We start from the raw sequence: 20,947 nt of genomic DNA, 5'->3' as shown, positions 1-20,947 counted from the left end.
TAATTGTATAATCTTTTTGTAAAATATTTTTTAGTAGCATAATGATATTTTACTATAAATCTCAAACTTATTGGGTTTGAGATTTATTTTTTTTCACAAAAAAGGAACTGTGCACTAATTATTTAGTGCGACAGCCCCTTTTTCTCAATTTTTATATTCTCTATTATTTATTAACATATTAATTGATATATTGAGCGGTAATTTAGAATAATCCAAATATAATAGGTATAAATATAGCTGGCAATAAATTCGCCACCTTAATTTTGCTCATCCCAAGCATATTAAATCCAAGACCTACAATCAAAAGACTACCGACTGCTGACATATTAGAAATTACAGTATCTATTAAAACTGTTGATAGTCCACCTGCAAGAAGTGTTATACTTCCTTGATAGACAAATACTGCAATTGAAGATAACATTACTCCTATACCAAGAGATGATGTAAATATTATTGAAGCTACTCCATCTAATATGGATTTAGCAAAAAGAGTTGTGTGATTTCCTTGAAGTCCACTTTCAAGAGATCCAACTACTGCCATTGCTCCAACACAAAATAATAAACTTGATGTGACAAACCCCTCTGATATAGAAATTTTATCCTTAGTTTTGCTTTTTTTCTTGCTATTTATTTTATTTTCTATCATATCCCCTAAATCATTCAATTTTTTATCAATATCAATTATTTCACCAATTAGTGCACCTATTGCTATACAAATTATGATTTGCAATGTATCTTCTCCTTTGAGTGCTCCTGATATTCCTATGTATAATACACATAATGCTAATCCATTCATTATAGTTGAACTAATCTTATCAGTTAATCTTTCTTTTACAATTAATCCTATTAAACATCCACCTATTATAGTAAGTGAATTAACTACTGTTCCTAACATTTATATTCCTCCATTTTCTCTACCATATACAAAAAAGACTCCCATATAACAATTTTTCATCATCATATGAAAGTCACTCTTATAGTAAAGCTATTTTTATTCTGCGTCTTTTTTATCTTCCTTCGGAAGTATTCCAATTCCAAGTTCAGTTAATTGTTTTTCATCAGTTACATTTGGTGCTTCACTTAAATAGCAATATGCATTTTGATTTTTTGGAAATGCAATAACGTCTCTTATGTTTTCTGTTCCAGCTAAGAACATTATCATTCTATCCAATCCAAATGCTAAACCGCCATGTGGTGGTGGTCCAAATTTTAATGCTTGTAATAAGAATCCAAATTTTGCCCATGCATCTTCTTGTGTAAATCCAAGTGCTTTAAGCATTCTTTCTTGAAGTGCCATATCATGAATTCTTATAGATCCTCCGCCTAATTCTTCTCCATTTAATACTAAGTCATAAGCTTTAGAACGTACAATTCCTGGATCAGATTCAATGAAATCTAAATCTTCATCCATTGGTGCTGTAAATGGGTGGTGACAAGCCATAAATCTTTCTTCTTCTTCACTATATTCAAATAATGGAAATTCAGTAATCCAAGTGAAATTAAATTCATTTTTATCTTTTATTAAATCAAATTGTTTAGCTAATTCCAATCTTAAAGCTCCTAAGCTTTGGAATACTACCGAATTTTTATCAGCTACTATCAAGATAGCATCTCCAGTTTCAGCATTCATAGTTTTTACTATAGAACTTGTTACATCATCAGTTAAAAATTTAGCTATTGATGATTTGACACCATCTTCCTTAAGTTGAATCCATGCAAGTCCCTTAGCTTTATATGTCTTAACAAATTCACCTAATTTATCTAAAGGCTTTCTTCCCATATCAGCTCCACCTTTTAAACATAGAGCTCTTATAGATCCCCCATTTACTATGGCATCCTTAAACATTGGTAACTCTACTTCTTTAACAGCTTCAGTTAAATCAGTTATTTCCATACCAAATCTTACATCTGGTTTATCTGATCCATATTTATCCATTGCATCTTTAAATGTCATTCTCTTAATTGGAAGCTTAATATCTACTCCAGCAACTTCTTTAAATACATGAGCAATTAATCCTTCATTTACTGCCATTATGTCATCTTGCTCTACAAAGCTTAATTCCATATCCACTTGAGTAAATTCTGGTTGCCTATTAGCTCTTAAATCTTCATCTCTAAAGCATTTAGCTATTTGATAGTACTTATCAAATCCAGATACCATCAACAATTGTTTAAATAATTGTGGTGATTGTGGAAGAGCATAAAACATACCTGGATAATTTCTTGAAGGCACCAAATAATCTCTAGCTCCTTCTGGTGTACTCTTATTTAATATTGGTGTTTCAACATCTAAGAAGTTATTAGCTTCTAAATAATCACGAATAGCTTTTGTTGTTTTACTTCTAGTAATGAATATTTTTTGCATATCTGGTCTTCTTAAATCTAAATATCTATACTTTAATCTAATGTTTTCTGCTGCATCTAAATCTTCTTTAATATATATTGGTGGAGTTTCTGACTCCGAAAGAATCTTTATATCTTCGCACTTTAATTCAACAAAACCAGTTGGCATGTTTTCATTAATGCTTTCTCTTTTAACAACTTCTCCTATTACTGCTATGCAGTATTCAGGTCTTACTGATTTTGCTTTTTCAAAAGCTTCTCCATTAATTTCTTCACCGAAAACTACTTGCATTATACCTGTTTTATCTCTTAAATCAATAAATTCAAGTCCTCCAAGCTTTCTATTTCTTTGAACCCACCCCATTAAAGTAATTTTTTTACCTACATGTTCTTCTCTAGGTTCACCACACATCATTGTACGCTTTAATCCATTTAAAGACTCACCCATTACTAATTTCCTCCTAACACTTTTTCCAATTCACAATTCACAGTTCACAATTTAGGATGAAACGCCTACGGCATTTACAAAAAATATATTTTAAAATCCTTAAAGGATTTATTCCTTAATTGTACATTGTGCAATATGCACTGCTAATATATCTAGATATTACCCATAAAAATATATTATTTAACTATCTTTACGATGTTTTCTAAATCATCCAATGAAACCTCAAAGACTTCGCCATCACTCATTCTTTTTAAATTAACTTTTTTATTTGTTAACTCATCTTCTCCTAAGATAGTAGTAAATGCTGCACCTATTTTATTGGCAAATTTCATTTCAGCTTTTACACTTCTACCCATATGATTTATTTCACATTTAACGCCTAAAGTTCTTAAGCTATTAGCTAATTTGAAAGCATATTTTCTTTCTTCTTCCCCTCTAGCGCCAATATATAAATCAAATAAATTTTCATTTGGTATTTCAATATTTTCTTTTTCTAAAGTCATAATTAATCTTTCAATTCCCATACCAAAGCCAACAGCTGGCATATCTGGTCCACCAAGCTCTTCTATAAGCTTATCATATCTTCCCCCACCACATACTGTGAAATCTGGAGTTAATATTTCAAATATAGTCTTTGTATAATAATCCAAGCCTCTAACTATACCTGGATCTATTTTATAAGGTAACCCTAATATATCTAAATATTCTTTAACTTTAGTAAAATGAGTATCACATTCTTCACACATAAAATCTAAAATTATTGGTGCGTTCTTTGTAATTTCTTTACACTTCTTTTCCTTGCAATCTAAAATTCTCATGGGATTCTTTTCAAATCTAGTCTTGCAAGTATCACAAAGACCATCATAATTTTCTTCTAAGAATTTCTTTAAAGCTTCATTATACTTAGGTCTACAGTTTGGACAACCTAAATTATTTATGTTTAAGCTTAAGCTTTTTAAGCCTAATTTTTTCAATGTATCCATAGCTACAGCTATAACTTCTGCATCCATTGAAGGTTCTTTAGATCCGAAAACTTCTAATCCACATTGATGGAATTGTCTAAGTCTTCCCTTTTGAACATTTTCATATCTGAAAGCTGGTGTTATGTAATATAACTTTGTAGGTTGTGCTTCATTAAATAATCTACCTTCTACAAAAGCTCTAACTACAGATGCTGTTCCTTCTGGTTTTAAAGTTACACTTCTATCACCTTTGTCATTGAAAGTATACATCTCTTTTTGAACTATATCTGTTGTATCTCCAACCCCTCTTAAAAACAATTCTGTATGTTCAAATATTGGAGTCCTAATTTCTCTAATTCCATAAGTTTTAGCAACGTCTCTAAATACGCTTTCTATATATTGCCACTTGTAAGCATCTTGAGGTAACATATCTTTTGTGCCTTTTGGTGCTTGCATTTCCATTGCCATTTTAATTCCTCCTTTTTATCCTAAAGTCATCTCCAATGAACAATTATCATTTAACAATTAAGGACGAAACTCAAAGAAAAAGAGTTCTACTTGCCAAATGTAAAATGCTCACTGGATATCTTAAAGGGTATCAATTGTTCATTAATCTAATAACTTAATATCTACAGTCACCAATTACGAATATAACGTATCTAGCAACTTCTTTTTTCTTTCAATCATTTCATCAATTCTTGATACATACTCGTGAAGATCCTTTAAATTAGGAAATCTCTCAAGTCTATCTTCTTCTAAAAATATCACTTTGCTTACAGCAGCTGCTCCTAATGCAATTGTTGTTTGTCTTTCTTCAATCATTTGAATGTTATAAATACATTCTTTACCTTCTTTAGCATACCCTAAATTCTCTAAATTTCCAACCATATTCTTTTGCCTATACATATAATATGGTAAAAGATCTAAGTTTTCTGCTAAATTCTTGCTTTCTTCGTACATTTTTATAATTTCTTCTTGAGATGTCATTTTTATTCCCTTTTTAAGAATAAACTCTTCATACATCCTAGATCCTCTTTTTAATGCTAACCCATGTACTGTAATGCTATCTGGTTTTAATTTTATCAATTCATTTTTAGTGTTTATCATATCTTCATGATTTTCACCTGGAAGCCCTATTATTATGTCCATATTAATATCATCAAAACCAAGTTCTCTTGCCATTTTAAACTTTTCTTTAATATCCTCTGACGAATGAGTTCTTCCTATCAATTTTAAAGTTTTATCATTCATAGTTTGGGGATTAATACTTATTCTATCTACACTACAATCTTTCATAGTTTGCAATTTATTTTTAGTTAATGTATCTGGTCTTCCACACTCAACTGTGAATTCCTTAACATTATTGTTTTTAATAAAATTATTATAGATTTCATTCATCACCATCATAAATTCTTTATCATTAACTGATGTTGGAGTACCTCCACCAAAATATATGGATTCAATGTTAAGATTTTTTTCCTTAACATACTCACTTATACTTCGTATTTCCTTTATTAATGCTTCTAAATATGGCATCACCATTTTTTTATAAACACTTATAGAATTAGAAGTAAACGAACAATAAAGGCATTTAGTTGGACAAAATGCCATTCCAATATAAATAGCAATATTGTTTTTATCTTTATTTACTATTCTTTCTTCAGCTTTTGCCACATCAATACATAATCTTGCTTTATCTTCATGTGCTAAATATCTCTCTTTAAATATTTCTATAACTTCTTCTTCAGTATTTCCTTCTTTAATCAATTTTAATGCTATTTTAGAAGGCCTAATTCCAATTAAAATTCCCCAAGGATATATATCATTAGTTATATCCTTTAAGCATAGAAAAAGAAACCTTCTAAGAGAATTTTTAATATCTTCTCCTAGAGATTCTTCTTTGCAATAATCTTTATATTCAAATCTTAAAACTTCCTTATCAATATAAAAAGTATAATCAGCTTCTTCTTTTTCTAAAAATTTAATTTCTTTCATTGGAAAATACACATTAAGTAATTGATATACCTCATATCTAAACTTTAAATCATTCAAATTAACTTTAACGTCCATTATTTCTCCTTAATCAATGTACTCTATGCTCTACTTGTAATTCTAAAATAAATTATATTTATTCAAGTGCCTTATTAAAAGAATGGATTCATTCTTTTCTCATAACCAATAGTAGATGATCCTCCATGCCCTGCATAAACTTCAATATTATCTCCTAGTGGAAGTAATTTTTCTTTTATATTCTTAATAAGCTGAATGCCATCTCCACCTGGGAAATCGCTTCTTCCAACAGATCCTTGGAAAAGGGTATCTCCTGTAAAAAGTTTATCGGCTATTAAAAAACAAATCCCCCCTGCAGTATGTCCTGGTGTTTCAATAACTTTTATTACATTACCACCTAAATTTAAAGTATCTCCTTCTTTTAAATATCCTGATGCCTTAGGCAATGATCCAAATACATATTTATCATTTTCCATATATTTTTCTTCTATTTCATTTATATAAAATGGAATATTTAATTTATTAACCAATTCAATAACTCCACCTACATGATCCATATGTCCATGTGTTAGAAGAATAAATTTAGGTTTTGCATCTAAAAGTCTAATTTCTTCTGCCAATATATTTGCGTTTCCACCTGGATCTATAATTGCAAGTTCTTTAGTATCTTCATCCATTAGTAAATAACAATTTTCTTCATACATTCCTGCTATAATAGTTTTTATAATCAAAGTTAATTCCTCCTTAAAAAGTTTTTTTACTATCTAATAGTATTGTAACTGGACCATCATTATTAATTTGAACTTTCATATCTGCACCAAACTCTCCACTTTTAACTTTCAAATTAGATGTTTTAAGAATCTCTAAGAATTCTTCATAAAGCTTATTTGCATAAATTCCACCTTGAGCTTCCATAAAGTTTGGTCTTCTGCCTTTTCTACAATCTCCATATAAAGTAAATTGGGATATAACGAGTATTTCACCTTTAATATCTAATAGGGATAAATTCATTTTATCATTTTCGTCGTGAAATACCCTCAAATTAATAATCTTATCTTTTATATACTTTAAATCCTCTAAAGTATCGTCTTTAGATATTCCTATTAGCACATTAAATCCTATTCCTATTTTCCCAATTATATTTTCATTAACTGAAACACTAGATGAGGTCACTCTTTGCACTACTGCTCTCATGTTATCCCACCTTTCTTATATTTTAATAATTTATGTAATGTATTTAACTATTCACTCTATATACATCTACTACACCTTTCAATCTCTTAATTCTTTTCATTAAATCTTTAAGATTATCCACTGATGTAATTTTTAATTTTACATTAACTAATGCAACTCCTTGTTTTGCTAAGTCTGCATTTACTGCACTTAATTGCAATTTAAGCTCTGTTATAACACTCATTATATCTGCAAGCAAGCCATCTCGATCATCTGCTTGAACTTGAATTTTTGCAAAATAAGCTGTGCCTTGCGATGATCCCCAGTTAACTTCTATAACCTTCTCTTCATCCGTATCTATAAGGTTCTGTAAATTACTACAATCTTTTCTATGTACTGATACACCTCTACCTTTAGTTATATATCCTAAAATGTCATCTCCCGGAACCGGATTACAACATTTTGCAAATCTAACCATTAAATTACTTTCACCTTTTACTGTTATTCCATAACTATTAGGTTCTGGTTGCCTTGCTGATTTTGCAATTTGCTCTTCAATTGCTTTACTTAAAATTTCTTTGTTCTCTCTCTCTTTGTCTTTATTTATTAGCCCATTATCTTCTTTAAGCCTTGAAATAAGCTTTGAGGCAGAAAAACCACCAATACCAATCAATGCATGTAAATCTTCCATTGAATGAATATTATATCGTTTCATTAATTTGTCGTAAATTTCACCTTTAGCAATATCAGCATAATTAACGCCTTGCTTCTTTAGCTCTTTTTCAAAAATCTCTTTACCTTTTATTATATTTTCTTCTTTTTTAGCCTTTTTAAACCAAAGCTTTATTTTACTTTTAGATTGATTACTTTTTGCAATATTTAACCAATCCATATTAGGACCTTTTGCATTAGAAGCAGTTAATATCTCAACGATTTCTCCAGTTTTAAGAGTATAATCAAGAGGCACTATTTTACCATTAACCTTAGCTCCTACACACTTATTCCCAACATCTGTATGTATTCTATAAGCGAAATCTATAGGTGTAGCATTACTACATAAATTTATTACAGCTCCTTTAGGAGTAAATACAAAAACTTCATCTGAAAATAAATCTATTTTAAAGCCTTCTATAAATTCTTCTGCATCTGATGTTTCTTTTTGCCATTCTAACATGTCTCTAAGCCATACAAGTTTCATTCCTAAATCTTTTTGTTTATCTTGTTCTGGATTTCCTATATCCCCTTCTTTGTACTTCCAATGAGCTGCAATTCCATATTCTGCTGTTTTATGCATCTCAAAAGTTCTTATTTGAATCTCAAAGGTTTTTCCTTGTGGTCCAATTACAGTAGTATGTAGTGATTGATACATATTAGGCTTAGGCATGGCAATATAATCCTTAAATCTTCCCGGAATCGGTCTATATATCGTATGAACTATTCCAAGCACTCCATAGCAATCTTTAACCGAATTAACTAGAACTCTTATAGCTGTTAAATCAAATATTTGCTCTATACTCTTATTCTTGGTGACCATTTTTTTGTAAATACTATAAAAATGCTTCGGCCTTCCATCAATATCTGATTCTATTCCTGATGTCTGAAGATTTTCATTTAACTCACTTACTATATCTTTTATGTAAGCTTCTCTTTCAACCCTTTTTTCTGCAATGCTATCTACTAATTCATAATATTCTTTTTCATGCAAATATCTAAAGCATAAGTCTTCAAGTTCCCATTTAATTTTAGACATACCGAGTCTATGAGCTAAAGGAGCATAAATATCTAATGTTTCTTTAGCCTTGTTTCTTTGTTTTTTAGCTGGCATAAATTTAAGGGTTCTCATATTATGTAATCTATCTGCTAATTTTATTATTATTACTCTAATATCCTTTGCCATCGCAAGTAACATTTTTCTAACATTATCTGCTTGCTGCTCTTCTTTAGTCTTATATTCCATTTCTCCAAGTTTAGTAAGTTTAGTAACACCTTCCACAAGATTTGCTATCTCTGCATTAAAAAGTGAAACTGTCTCATCATAAGAAAAATCTGTATCTTCTATTATATCATGTAGTAATCCAGCTACAATAGTATTTGTATCCATGCCTAATTCTGCTAAAATTTCAGCTACTGCTATTGGATGAATGATATACGGTTCACCTGATTCTCTCTTTTGTTCCTTATGAGCTTCTTTAGCAAAATGATATGCTTTTTCCACCATATCAATATCGACATTATTACAATTGTTATTGATTATCTTCAATAATTTATCAACCATAAAGATTGCTCTCCTTCTACAATAATTCGTTAAAAAATAAATTCAAAGGCTGGTTTAATAACCAGCCCGACTTTCTAATAATTATATATTATTTTAGAATTATTTTCAATAAGGCATTTAAAAGAAATACTATCTTTATAAATTTAGTTTTTCATACAGCATCTAAAAAAGAATTATCCTAAAATGAAAAATATTTTTTATTTAAACATTATATTTAACTAATGATGATACATCATAACCTTTTAGTTTATCTCTCCCATTAAGTTCTGTTAATTCTATTACAAAATTTAGTAATGCAACTTCTCCACCTGCTTGTTCTATTAACTTAGCAACACCTTCTACAGTGCCTCCTGTTGCTAATAAATCATCTATAATTGCAACCCTTTGACCAGGTTTAATAGCATCCTTGTGAATTTGAAGTTGGTCTTCTCCATATTCCAATCCATAATTAACTGAAATAGTTTCTCCAGGTAATTTTCCTGGCTTTCTTACGGGAATAAATCCTATACCTAAAGCATATGCTGCAGGAACACCAAAAATAAATCCTCTTGCCTCTGGTCCAACTATTACATCAATTTTTTTATCCTTTAGATGTTCTACAATTTGATCAATAGCTTCCTTTAAAGCTTCTCCATCAGATATTAATGTTGTTATATCTTTAAAACTAATTCCTTCCTTAGGAAAATTTTCGATTACTCGTATTCTTTCTTTTAAATTCATTTTAATTCCTCCATACATTTATTTTAATATATCCTAAATTTGTGATTAGACATATAACAATAAAATAAATAATCAACGCTGCTTTAATAGTAAATATATTTTAAAGAATTATTCCTCTTTTAAACTATATAAATATTTAATAATTTGATCTGCTCGGTCCTTGTCATTTGTGGTTAAAAGCTCTAAAACAATTCGCGCATTATCCATAATTCCAACTGCACCTATGGGCGGGATTATAAATTGTATTATTTTATTTATACCATCATTATCAAATTCTTCTATATTCTCAAATTCTATTATTGATCTCAACCCATTATTATTAGTATTCATCAGGAATTTATTTCCTTCTTTAATTAAGACTCCATTTTCCCCTTTAGTCGATACCTTCGACCACTGTATACCAATAAGTATTAAATCTAAATACTTATTTATACTTTTCATATTGTAATAAATAGCGATAGCTTGCATTAATTTAAAAGCTAATCCACTTGTAGATAAATTTTTATACCTATATTGACAACCCTTTTGATTTGGATTAATGTAAATATAATCATTCACAAAATCACTTTCCTCATTTTCAAGAACAATTAAATCTATGCCTAATTTCTTGCATAAATTTACTTCTTCTTTAGACTTTAATCCCACACCTAAAGTTATTAGAAGCTCCGCACCTAAAAAATCCACATTATCTTTTATGTCTCTTGAGTTTAGCTCCGCATCATTTTCTTGTCTATCATATATTATATACTCAACATCAGCATTTAAATATTTTAAAACAAGAATCAACGATGAAACAGCACAAATTCCATCCACATTATATGTACCATAAACGACAATTTTTTGTCTATTATTCACAGCCATAACTAATCTCTCTATTGCTTTGTTCATACCTTTAAGTATAAATGGGTTATATCCAGTAATATAATTCGGACAATATATACTTTCCCAGAATTTACGCATGGCTTATTCCTCCATAAAATTAGAAAACACTTTTATTATAAATGATTATACTCATTTTTACAATTATTTTATTAACAAATGAAAAAACCTCCATTAGTGCTGGAGGTTTTTCTATTGTTTTTCCAGTAATTAAGCTCTTTGTAATTTTGTTTTTTTGTTTCCAATTCTATCTTTTAAATATACCCATATTGGAGATGCTATACATATTGAAGAATATGCACCACTTATAATACCTATTATTAAAGGAATAGTAAATTGTCTAACTGATGGCACTAATATATTCATAGCAACTATTGTAACCACTGTCGCTAAAGATGTATATATTGATCTTGCTAATGTTTCTGTTATGCTTATATCAGCTACTTCAATCGATTTTGATCTTCTCAATTTCTTAGAATTTTCTCTTATTCTATCAAAAATTACTATTGTATCATTCATAGAGTAACCTACTATAGTTAATATAGCTGCAATAAACGGCGTGTTTACAGGAATATAAAATATTGCATAAACACAAACTGTTATTAATATATCATGTAATGTAGCAGCTAACGCTGCTAATCCAAATTTAAATTCAAATCTTATAGCTATGTATATAAGCATTACTGCAAATGATGCAAGCAATGCTAAAACTGAATTGTTGGTCAATTCTTTTCCAACTGATGCGCCTATTTCATTTTGTGAAATTAATGCTTTATTATCCAATTGGTACTTGTCTTTTAAATCAGTCATAATTGATGCTACTTTATCACTATTAAGATCTACTGACTTTATTCCATATTGATAATTATCAGATGAATTTGTAGTAGCATCCGGTGCATAATTCTTAACTATTGTGTCAACATCTTCTTTATTAATATTTTCATTTAATTGAATTGCGACTTCTGTACCACCTTTGAAATCTATTCCAAAGTTTAATCCTCTAAAACATAAGAATCCAATTCCAATTAAAATAATGATTAGGGAAATTGAAAACCATATCTTTGTTTTTTCCATTATCTTAAACATGTTTTTTATCCCCCTTTTTCATGTTAATTCCAAAGTATGACAATTTATTTAACACTCCACAGTCAACTGCTAAATTAACAAGTAATTTAGTTACTACTAGGCCTGTAAATAAGCTTATAACTATACCTATCATAAGTGTGATTGCAAATCCCTTAACAGTTCCTGACCCTATAAAATATAAAATCAATGCTGCAAGTAAAGTTGTTACATTTGAATCTACTATTGAAGATAAAGCATTTTCTGCTCCTTTTTTAACTGCTGCTTTAATAGTAAATCCTTTCTTTAACTCTTCTTTAGTTCTTTCAAAAATTAATATATTGGCATCAACAGCCACACCAATGGTAAGTAAAAAGGCTGCTATACCTGGAAGGGTTAATGTTACTCCTACTTCTATAAACACCAAAAGTGTAAGTGTTATATATAATGTTAAAGCTATATTTGCCATTAAACCTGGAACTCTATAGTGAAACAACATAAATAAGAATATTAATGCTACTCCTATCATTCCTGCTTTAACAGAATTCGGAAATGCTGTAGTACCTAATTCAGCTCCAACATTACTAACTGAAACTGCTTTTACCGGAATTGGAAGAGCTCCTGCATTGATTAGTCCAGCAGTAGCTTTACATTGTTCTAATGTGTTATTTCCAGTAATTGATGCTCTACCATCATTTATTTGTGTTTGTACAGTAGCTTCTTGTATCATTTCGTCATCAAGATAAATAGAAATTTTTTGTCCTATATACTTTCCTGTAGCTTCTGCAAACTTCTTTTGTCCTTCGTCATTAAATTCTAGCCCAATTTCATATCCACCTTTTTCTTGGTTAATTTGAGCTGTTGCTTTTTTAACATCTGAACCTGTTAAAATTTCTGTTCCATCTGGTCCTTTAAAACTCAAGTTTCCAGATTTACCTAAGCTATCTACTATTTCTTTAGAATTAGTTAATCCTGGTACATCTACTCTAATTCTCTTGTTGCCTTCTGTTGTAACAACTGTTTCAGCAACACCAAGCTTGTTTACTCTTAAAGATAAATGTTCCTTAGCACTTTGTAATTCTTCTGGTGTTACTGTATCTTTTTGAATTTCCATAAGAACAGAAACTCCACCTTGTAAATCAAGCCCCCTAGTTATTACTTTATCAAAAGATTTAAATTCATATCCTCCTAGGACAAATCCTTTAAATCCTGCAAAAGCTAACAATCCAATTACAGCAATAATTAATATAAATAATGCTGAATTTTTGCTTTTCTTTTTCATCTTAATCCTCCTCTGTACATTATGTCTTTTCCTTAATTAATATTTTGTATATTCCCCATAAGAAAATTTCGAATGATAATTTGTTCAATTTTTTTATTGTTATGTAAAATACTAAAATACTTAAAATTAAGAAAATAAACCTCTATTTTAAAGTGTTTATTTATTCTTAATTTTAAATATTATTATACTTATATGCTGGTATGCTGGCACATTGTTCATTATAACACACTATAATTTCTTAATAAAGTTTTTTATTATGCATGGATATAACTAAAAATCCATTTAAATTTCAACTAAACATTATCTTACCTTAAACACGTACAACTTATTTTAATCCTGACAAAGTTAATTTGAAGTAAAGTATCTTATAAATTTATTCCTAACATTCCAGCAAGAGTACCGACTGCTAACGCTATAGCTAGTTTAGCTAAATCAAAAATTTCAAAAGTTATTTCACTACTAAAACTACTAGATAATGCAAATAACACTAAGTAATATCCTATCGCTACTCCAAATCCTACAAGCCATCCTTTTGATTCATTTTTCTTTGCTCCTATGATTGCACCTAGACTCAAGCTACATAAAGATATTATTACATATATCATGTTAAAAATACCTTTACTAAATACTAATTTAGTCATCAATAAAGATAAAACTGCAATTCCTATAAAGCTAAAAATTAAAGATCCTGTAGTACCTTTTAATACTGATTTAAAGAATTTACTATTTTCCATTAAAATAACACCCCCAATACTTCATTTTATGATGTATTAAGGGGCATTATGATTAATCCACCTTTACTTTATAAGATATTCCACTCTTATCTAACTTAATTCTAGTTTTAGCAGTACTTGTTTCAAGTGTAATGCTTTTTTCATCTATGTGTGTAATCTTTCCTATGATTCCACCTCTTGTTACAACTTCATCATTTATCTTCAATTCCTCAAGCATACCTTGATATTTCTTTTTTCTTTTCTTTTCAGGTAATATAAGTAAAAAATAAAAAATTACAAAAACAAGTATAAAAGGTACTACATTTATAAGTAATGCTATCATGTTATTCATTTTTTTCCTCCAAAATCTTTATTTTTAAAATATTTCTTTTTTCCATGATAAGTAGTTTACATTTCTTTAAGTTTAATGTCAATATAGATCTGGCTTTATTTCACGGTAATTGCATACGAAAATTTTAGCAAAATGGCTTTACACAAGGATTTCAATGGTATATTATAAATTCATAGAAAACATAAAGTCAAATCTATAGAGTTGGAAATGTTGTAGATCACAAGTTAATTGACATACTAGTAATAGTCATATTGGGGACTATAGGTTGTGCTGATAGTTGGACAGATATAGAAGATTTTGGTGAAGCTAAAAAGGAGTGGTTATCAACTTTTTTAGAATTACCGAATGGGATACCATCACATGATACATTTGAACGCGTATTTGCTAATATAGATCCTCAAGCCTTTCATAATGCATTTCTAGAATGAATACGCAGAATGAGATTGCAAACACAATGATTGAATGTAATGTATTAAATTAAACATCCTTACTATAATTTATTTAAATGTATAATAAGGATGCGATTACCGTGATAAACTAATACATTAGTGTTGACAATTAAACATTTAATTTTTCTAGACTTTACCTTCCCATTCCCTTAATTTTTCTTCTTTGAATTTCTTAAAATAATCTCCATCAATAGCATCTCTTATATCAGCCATTAATTTATTATAGAAATATAAATTGTGCAATACACATAATCTCATAGCAAGCATTTCTTTAGCTTTAAATAAGTGTCTTATATATGCTCTTGTATAATGCTTACACGCTGGGCATTCACAACCTTCATCTATTGGTCTTGTATCAAGTTCAAATTTTGCATTCATTAAATTAAGCTTACCCTCTTTACAAAATACATTTCCATGTCTTCCATTTCTAGCTGGAAGTACACAATCAAAGAAGTCTACTCCTCTGTCCACTGCTTCTAATATATTACTTGGAGTTCCAACTCCCATTAAATAAATTGGTTTATCCTCTGGCAAATGTGGTACTACAGCATCTATTATTTTATACATTTCTTCATGAGTTTCTCCAACAGCGAGTCCGCCTATTGCATATCCATCTAAGTCCATTTTTACTATTTCTTCAGCATGTTTTATTCTTATATCTTCATAAACTCCACCTTGATTTATACCAAATAACATTTGTTCTTTATTTATTGTATCTGGAAGAGAGTTTAGTCTATCCATTTCAACCTTACATCTTTCAAGCCATCTTGTAGTTCTTTCTACTGACCTTTCTACATATTCTTTTGGTGCTGGATTTTCAACGCATTCATCAAAAGCCATTGCAATAGTTGATGCTAAATTACTTTGAATTTGCATTGATTCTTCTGGTCCCATAAATATTTTTTTCCCATCTATATGAGAGTTAAAATATACACCTTCTTCTTTAATTTTTCTCATCTTTGCAAGTGAAAACACTTGGAATCCGCCTGAATCTGTAAGAATAGGCCTATCCCAATTCATGAATTTATGTAATCCCCCAAGCTTACTAACCACTTTATCTGTTGGTCTTAAGTGAAGATGATATGTATTAGAAAGTTCAACTTGGCATCCTATCTCCTTTAAGTCCATACTAGATACTGCACCTTTTATGGCTGCTAATGTTCCAACATTCATAAATACTGGAGTTTGTATAGTTCCATGGGGCGTTTCAAACTGTCCTCGTCTTGCTTTTCCATCCTTTTTTAATAACGTATATTTTTTACTCAAAAGTTTCACCTCTTAATTATAATTTTTTAGGCATACTCACTTGTTATTTAGAGAAATAACTAAAAATGCCTTATATAATTGAAACATTTGATTATGTCACCTCATCAATGTAATCAAAGCTTTTTTATTAATACATAATTACAGTTGGAATTACTTCATAATTTCTTTAAATATGCTTTTTTCAAATTCCATAAGAACTTATTCCTTAACTGTACATTGTTAATTATAAATTATTACTTAATAAACATAGCATCTCCAAATGAAAAAAATCTATATTTTTCATTTACTGCTTCTTTATATGCATTCATAACATTATCTCTTCCAGCCAAAGTTGAAACAAGCATTATCAATGTTGATTCTGGCAAATGGAAGTTTGTTATTAAGTTATTCACTACTTTAAATTTATATCCTGGATATATAAAAATATTAGTCCATCCACTTTGTTCTTTAACAAATCCATTATTGTCACCAATAGTTTCTAAGGTTCTTGTTGATGTTGTTCCAACAGAAATAACAGCATTACCTCTTTTTTTAGTTTCATTTATTATATCTGCACTTTCCTTTGAGAGCATATAAAATTCTGAATGCATTTCATGTTCCTCTAATGATTCAACTTTCACTGGTCTAAAAGTTCCAAGTCCAACATGTAGCGTTAGGTAAACTATATTTATACCCTTGCCTTTTATTTCTTCTAATAATTCTTTTGTAAAATGCAGTCCTGCAGTTGGAGCTGCCGCTGAACCATTTTCCTTTGAATAAACTGTTTGATATCTTTCCCTATCTTCTAATCTTTCATGAATATATGGAGGCAATGGCATTTCACCAAGTGCATCTAATACTTCTTCAAATATTCCGTCATAGAAAAATTCAACGATTCTATTTCCGTTCTCTTTAACTTCTACTACTTCAGCTTTTAATTTTCCTTCTCCAAAAGTAAATTTTCTTCCTACTCTTGCTGATTTACCTGGCTTTGCTAAGCATTCCCACTTATCTTTTTCAATTCTCTTTAGTAAAAGGAATTCTATCTTTCCGTGAGTGTCTTCTTTTTCACCAATTAATCTTGCTGGCATTACTCTAGTGTTATTTAATACTAAAGTATCTCCTTCATTTAAATATTCTACAATATCATGGAATCTCTTGTGATTAATTTCTCCAGTTTCCTTATCTAAAACCATAAGTCTTGATGAATCTCGTCGTTCTAGAGGGTGTTGAGCTATTAGCTCTTCTGGCAAATAAAAATCAAAATCTTTTACGTTCATCTATTTATCTTCTCCTAACTAAAAAGTGCATTATAAGTGAGAGTCCAAATTTTATATTTTGTTCCTCGAACTTACTCAGCGAACGCATGTGAGTCGAGTTTCCTTATATATTCTTTAAACCCTGACTATAAATATAACTTCTTAAATGCTTATATTGTTATATTGTTGGTATTTTATCATGTCATTATTTACTTAACAAATAAATTTTCTAATTTTCAAAAAAATTTCCTTGCATTCTATTATTTTCTCTATTCTTTGATGTGTTTACCCTACCAAGATGTTTATACGCTTTTTCACTTGCAATTCTTCCTCTTGGAGTTCTTATAATAAATCCTTTTTGAAGGAGATAAGGTTCATAAACATCTTCTATTGTACCTAATTCTTCTCCTATAAAATAAGAAAGTGTTTCAATTCCAACAGGACCTCCATTAAAATTATCTACAATAGCTTCTAATATTTTATTATCAACCTTATCAAATCCTTGATTATCAACTTCTAGCAATTCCAAAGCTTCTCTTGCTTCTTTTAAAGATACTAATTTATTTGCTTTTACTTCTGAATAATCTCTGACTCTCTTTAATAATCTATTGGCGATTCTTGGAGTCCCTCTAGATCTTTTTGCAATTTCAAGAGCTCCCTCTTCTGTAATTTGGCAACCAAACACAGTAGCACTCCTAACGACTATTTCCTTAAGTTCTTCATCTGTATAATATTCCATAGCACACAATACACCAAATCTATCTCTAAGTGGCGATGTAAGCATTCCAATCCTTGTTGTTGCTCCTATAAGTGTAAATTTAGGAAGATCAATTCTTATAGACTTCGCCGCCGCACCCTTACCTATGACTATATCTAATGCATAATCTTCCATAGCAGGATATAAAATTTCCTCAACATTTCTATTTAACCTATGAATTTCATCAATAAATAAAACATCATAGTCCTTTAAGGTTGTTAAGATAGCTGCTAAATCTCCAGCTCTTTCTATTGCAGGTCCTGAAGTGATTTTCAAATCCCCTCCCATTTCTTTTGCAATAATATTAGCTAAAGTAGTTTTACCAAGTCCTGGTGGACCATACAAAAGTGAATGATCTAAGGCTTCTTTTCTATTTTTTGCAGCCTTTATAAATATATCTAATCTTTCTTTAACCTTATCTTGTCCTATATATTCATTTATTTTTTGAGGTCTTAGACTAAGTTCAGAATTAGAATCTTCTTCAAATTCTGATGGATTAACTATTCTTTCCATAAAAACCTCCCCATATTCTTAATGAATTAACTACATTCAAATATTCAAGCTAAATGCTTATACATACTCTTATCACTGAACAATTTTTATCCCATTAGCGCTTTTAATGCATTTTTAATGATATTTTCAACGCTATCATTTTTATCTGCTTTCTTAAGTGCAAAATCTGCTTCTTTTTCACTGTAGCCGAGTGCAAGCAATGCACTTAAAGCCTCTGATAACACATTAATATTTTCATTATTGCTATCATCAAAATTTTGAGTATTATCTAATAACTCATCTGGTTTTAATTTATCTTTGAGTTCTAAAATAATTCTAGCTGCTGTTTTTTTACCTATACCAACACCCCTGCAAATATGCTTTTCATCATTAGTCAATATAGCATATTTTAAATTATTAACTCTACTTATAGATAGTAATGATAATGCTGCCTTAGGACCAACTCCACCAACTGTCAAAAGCAATTTAAACATTTCTAGTTCTTCCTTAGAATCAAATCCATATAAACCAAGAAAGTCTTCTCTTACTATTTGTTCAAGATAAAGCATAATTTCATCTCCTGCTTTTGGTATGGAGGACATTGTAGCACCTGATGTAAATATTTTGTAACCAATCCCATTATTCTCTACTATTATGTAATCCTTACTTATACCTACATATTTTCCTTTAATATATTCATACATCCATTTTCCTCCAACTTTTGTATATAAATAAAATATACTTAAATTAAAACTTACAAAGTATACTCTTTTAAAAACAAATTACTATATTAATAAAACCTAACTTATACTTTATCATTTTAAATGAAATCTTTCAATAATGTATTTTTAAATGAAGAATACATATTTAAAAAGGTATGTGAGCAAATATTACTCTCATACCTTTTAATCATATAAAAAAAATAACAGACCAGTACATTTGTATACTTGGTGTGTTATTTTATTTCATATGTTTAAGATAAAAATTCAGACAAACTTTCTTCTGCATCTTCTTTTGAATTATATTCAAATTCAAAATTCTTAATTTTGTTTTTATCTGACTCCCTTAAGTTATCTACTTTTTTATTATTAGAATATACATCTTCACTATTTTCAATTAATAATGTTCCATCATTATCAGTTTTATATATAGCTAAAAATCCATCCTTCTCACCAATATAATATTTATTGGGTTTTACTGATTTTGAAATATCTCTTTTATATGTCATTGCACCATTAGATTCTACTTCTAAAACATATCCTTTATCTTTTAATGTTTTTGACAATTCTGCTTGTGTTAAATTACCATCTATATTTAATTCTTTTTTTAAATCTGCTATGGTTGATTCTTTTTCTTTCTTTTCTCCTGCAAATAAATATATTTTCGTGCTATCATTTAGCTCACTGCTTTTATTTATCTCACTTGCTGTCGCAGCGTTATTTTTAGCATTTTTATTAGTTATATATTTATCTGACAAATAATAAGTTATAGAAAATATAAGTACTAATGTTATTGTCATTGAAATAAATAATTTCTTTTTATTCATCATAAATAATCACTCCTTATTGAGAAGTATTAACATTTTTCTAATACTTATACATTTATTTATATATTGGTAATCATTTTTTCATATATCTCCATTATTTCAATATAGCTAAATTCCAATTTCATTATATACTAAAAAAATAACAAGTTAAATGTGCACCTCACCTTTGACTTGTTATTTTCTTTCATATGCCTAACTTCTTTTAAAAGTATGTTTTAGTGCACTAATTAATATATTCCAAGTAATTAGTATGCAATTTCTATAATTTATAATTGAATTTATTATCATAACCGTTATTATAATTTCAAAATAATAAAATATAACGGTTAAAATCGGATTAATATTTACCCATTTCATATCTGAAATCATTGCAGTTACAAAAGATAGTCCAAATATAACAACACTAAAAATTATAAGACCTTTAATCATTCCTTTGAAATCTTCATGACTGGGTGCTATTCCGCTTATTAGTACTAAAAATAATAAAATTGTTATTAAGCCTTCTTTAGTAACTATAATTCTTGGATCCAATATCATTGAAATTTCTGACATTTCACATTTTAATATAAATTTGCTTTCTATAAATATAAATAAGGGTATATTTACCAATGCGGGTGCTATTGCTATAAGAAATTCCTTTATACTTATAAAAAATGGGATTTTACTTCCTACTCTAGATCTTACGAATCCTGGTCTATTTCCTTTTGGAAAAAGTTGTACTTCTTCTATTTTAGCAAAACATAACACAGCAACTAATAAATGTGCCAGTTCATGTGCTGGTGTACCTAATGCATATATAAACTTAGCTAATTTAAAGCTTATACTTCCTATTGCACCTTGAAAAACTGATTGAATAAATCTTAATGCAAAATAATACGAAAAATATAATAATAAAAAAACTATTACTGATTTAATTGCTACTTCCATTTTAACCACATCCATTTCTATTCACGCACATTCAAAAATACCAAGTCCGTATG

At 29.1% G+C, this 20,947-nt stretch carries 20 protein-coding genes; 1 reads left to right on the top strand and 19 read right to left on the bottom strand.

Annotated features, from left to right (window positions below; all coding sequences use genetic code 11):
• Positions 1 to 202: 202 nt before the first annotated feature.
• The 13 genes from LLF98_RS14790 to yajC all read right to left on the bottom strand — a co-directional run bounded on the left by LLF98_RS14790 (position 203) and on the right by yajC (position 14,219).
• Positions 203 to 895: a DUF554 domain-containing protein gene (locus LLF98_RS14790; RefSeq protein ID WP_291704940.1), complete on the bottom strand. Its 693-nt coding sequence runs from the start codon at positions 893 to 895 to the stop codon at positions 203 to 205.
• A 96-nt stretch (positions 896 to 991) separates the two neighbouring features.
• On the bottom strand, positions 992 to 2,791 hold the full coding sequence (gene aspS / locus LLF98_RS14785) for an aspartate--tRNA ligase (protein WP_291704938.1): 1,800 nt from the start codon (positions 2,789 to 2,791) through the stop codon (positions 992 to 994).
• A gap of 176 nt (positions 2,792 to 2,967) precedes the next feature.
• The gene (hisS, locus tag LLF98_RS14780) at positions 2,968 to 4,221 is read right to left on the bottom strand and encodes a histidine--tRNA ligase (RefSeq protein WP_291704936.1); all 1,254 of its coding nucleotides are present in this window, start codon (positions 4,219 to 4,221) and stop codon (positions 2,968 to 2,970) included.
• Between the two features lie 174 nt (positions 4,222 to 4,395).
• Positions 4,396 to 5,823: a coproporphyrinogen III oxidase gene (locus LLF98_RS14775; RefSeq protein WP_291704934.1), complete on the bottom strand. Its 1,428-nt coding sequence runs from the start codon at positions 5,821 to 5,823 to the stop codon at positions 4,396 to 4,398.
• A 74-nt stretch (positions 5,824 to 5,897) separates the two neighbouring features.
• On the bottom strand, positions 5,898 to 6,494 hold the full coding sequence (locus LLF98_RS14770) for an MBL fold metallo-hydrolase (RefSeq protein ID WP_291704932.1): 597 nt from the start codon (positions 6,492 to 6,494) through the stop codon (positions 5,898 to 5,900).
• 13 nt (positions 6,495 to 6,507) lie between these two features.
• Positions 6,508 to 6,957, bottom strand: coding sequence for a D-aminoacyl-tRNA deacylase (gene dtd, locus LLF98_RS14765; RefSeq protein ID WP_291704929.1), 450 nt, complete (start codon positions 6,955 to 6,957; stop codon positions 6,508 to 6,510).
• 43 nt (positions 6,958 to 7,000) lie between these two features.
• Positions 7,001 to 9,211 carry a bifunctional (p)ppGpp synthetase/guanosine-3',5'-bis(diphosphate) 3'-pyrophosphohydrolase gene (locus tag LLF98_RS14760; protein WP_291704926.1) on the bottom strand — a complete coding sequence of 737 codons (2,211 nt, stop codon included), beginning with the start codon at positions 9,209 to 9,211 and terminating at the stop codon, positions 7,001 to 7,003.
• A 201-nt stretch (positions 9,212 to 9,412) separates the two neighbouring features.
• On the bottom strand, positions 9,413 to 9,931 hold the full coding sequence (locus LLF98_RS14755) for an adenine phosphoribosyltransferase (RefSeq protein WP_291704924.1): 519 nt from the start codon (positions 9,929 to 9,931) through the stop codon (positions 9,413 to 9,415).
• Positions 9,932 to 10,039: 108 nt separating this feature from the next.
• The gene (locus tag LLF98_RS14750; protein ID WP_291704921.1) at positions 10,040 to 10,891 is read right to left on the bottom strand and encodes a DHH family phosphoesterase; all 852 of its coding nucleotides are present in this window, start codon (positions 10,889 to 10,891) and stop codon (positions 10,040 to 10,042) included.
• Positions 10,892 to 11,020: 129 nt separating this feature from the next.
• Positions 11,021 to 11,896, bottom strand: coding sequence for a protein translocase subunit SecF (secF, locus tag LLF98_RS14745; RefSeq protein WP_291704919.1), 876 nt, complete (start codon positions 11,894 to 11,896; stop codon positions 11,021 to 11,023).
• Complete coding sequence (gene secD, locus LLF98_RS14740) at positions 11,889 to 13,154, bottom strand: protein translocase subunit SecD (RefSeq protein WP_291704917.1); 1,266 nt, start codon at positions 13,152 to 13,154, stop codon at positions 11,889 to 11,891. Before secD ends, secF begins: the two co-directional genes overlap by 8 nt.
• A 365-nt stretch (positions 13,155 to 13,519) precedes the next feature.
• Positions 13,520 to 13,888: a TIGR04086 family membrane protein gene (locus tag LLF98_RS14735; RefSeq protein WP_291704915.1), complete on the bottom strand. Its 369-nt coding sequence runs from the start codon at positions 13,886 to 13,888 to the stop codon at positions 13,520 to 13,522.
• Positions 13,889 to 13,940: 52 nt separating this feature from the next.
• On the bottom strand, positions 13,941 to 14,219 hold the full coding sequence (gene yajC, locus LLF98_RS14730; protein ID WP_291704913.1) for a preprotein translocase subunit YajC: 279 nt from the start codon (positions 14,217 to 14,219) through the stop codon (positions 13,941 to 13,943).
• A 191-nt stretch (positions 14,220 to 14,410) separates the two neighbouring features.
• Here yajC and LLF98_RS14725 point away from each other — a divergent pair, with 191 nt between their 5' ends.
• The gene (locus LLF98_RS14725) at positions 14,411 to 14,647 is read left to right on the top strand and encodes an ISAs1 family transposase (protein ID WP_366512128.1); all 237 of its coding nucleotides are present in this window, start codon (positions 14,411 to 14,413) and stop codon (positions 14,645 to 14,647) included.
• A gap of 147 nt (positions 14,648 to 14,794) precedes the next feature.
• Here the strand turns inward: LLF98_RS14725 and tgt are convergent, their stop codons facing one another.
• The 6 genes from tgt to LLF98_RS14695 all read right to left on the bottom strand — a co-directional run bounded on the left by tgt (position 14,795) and on the right by LLF98_RS14695 (position 20,894).
• Positions 14,795 to 15,934, bottom strand: coding sequence for a tRNA guanosine(34) transglycosylase Tgt (gene tgt, locus LLF98_RS14720; RefSeq protein ID WP_291704911.1), 1,140 nt, complete (start codon positions 15,932 to 15,934; stop codon positions 14,795 to 14,797).
• Between the two features lie 233 nt (positions 15,935 to 16,167).
• Positions 16,168 to 17,193: a tRNA preQ1(34) S-adenosylmethionine ribosyltransferase-isomerase QueA gene (gene queA, locus LLF98_RS14715; RefSeq protein WP_291704909.1), complete on the bottom strand. Its 1,026-nt coding sequence runs from the start codon at positions 17,191 to 17,193 to the stop codon at positions 16,168 to 16,170.
• 208 nt (positions 17,194 to 17,401) lie between these two features.
• Positions 17,402 to 18,442 carry a Holliday junction branch migration DNA helicase RuvB gene (gene ruvB, locus LLF98_RS14710; RefSeq protein ID WP_291704906.1) on the bottom strand — a complete coding sequence of 347 codons (1,041 nt, stop codon included), beginning with the start codon at positions 18,440 to 18,442 and terminating at the stop codon, positions 17,402 to 17,404.
• Between the two features lie 86 nt (positions 18,443 to 18,528).
• The gene (gene ruvA, locus LLF98_RS14705) at positions 18,529 to 19,125 is read right to left on the bottom strand and encodes a Holliday junction branch migration protein RuvA (protein ID WP_291704904.1); all 597 of its coding nucleotides are present in this window, start codon (positions 19,123 to 19,125) and stop codon (positions 18,529 to 18,531) included.
• Positions 19,126 to 19,394: 269 nt separating this feature from the next.
• Positions 19,395 to 19,970 carry a hypothetical protein gene (locus LLF98_RS14700; RefSeq protein WP_291704902.1) on the bottom strand — a complete coding sequence of 192 codons (576 nt, stop codon included), beginning with the start codon at positions 19,968 to 19,970 and terminating at the stop codon, positions 19,395 to 19,397.
• Between the two features lie 189 nt (positions 19,971 to 20,159).
• Positions 20,160 to 20,894: a hypothetical protein gene (locus LLF98_RS14695; RefSeq protein ID WP_291704900.1), complete on the bottom strand. Its 735-nt coding sequence runs from the start codon at positions 20,892 to 20,894 to the stop codon at positions 20,160 to 20,162.
• Positions 20,895 to 20,947: the final 53 nt, after the last annotated feature.

Source organism: Clostridium sp. (assembly GCF_021372645.1).
Classification (GTDB): Bacteria; Bacillota; Clostridia; order Clostridiales; family Clostridiaceae; genus Clostridium.
Note: the sequence above shows the minus strand (reverse complement) of the source record. Positions and strands in the feature narration are given on the sequence as shown.